The sequence below is a fragment of the Caballeronia sp. M23-90 genome (assembly GCF_053574605.1).
The window spans coordinates 1-397 of record NZ_JBSIPA010000979.1; the positions used below are offsets into that span (position 1 = coordinate 1).

The following is a 397-nucleotide window of genomic DNA, read 5'->3' on the forward strand; positions in this document are numbered from 1 at the left end:
TACGTGCACGAAAAGGAACTCGAGCGCATCCATGATCCCCACCCCCTGGATTTCAGATATCTGGAGGATTATATCGAAGACGTGGAGGAAAACGGGCAGATCGAGGTTCTCACTGAGGATCGGGAGACAGCCATCGGGGGGAAGATATATACCTTCGAGGAGGGGCTGGGACGATTCGATCTCACCCCCGGGGACATCGACATGGTCATCCATACCCATCTGCACAACGATCATTGCGAAAACGATTACAAATGTGAAAACGCCCGATTTTACGTGCACGAAAAGGAACTCGAGCGCATCCATGATCCCCACCCCCTGGATTTCAGATATCTGGAGGATTATATCGAAGACGTGGAGGAAAACGGGCAGATCGAGGTTCTCACTGAGGATCGGGAGA

Annotated in this window: 1 pseudogene; it reads left to right on the forward strand. The window is 51.9% G+C overall.

Features of this window, described 5'->3' with window-relative positions:
* Nucleotides 1–397 (forward strand): annotated as a pseudogene (locus ACRXB1_RS37410) (hypothetical protein); the annotation flags it as partial.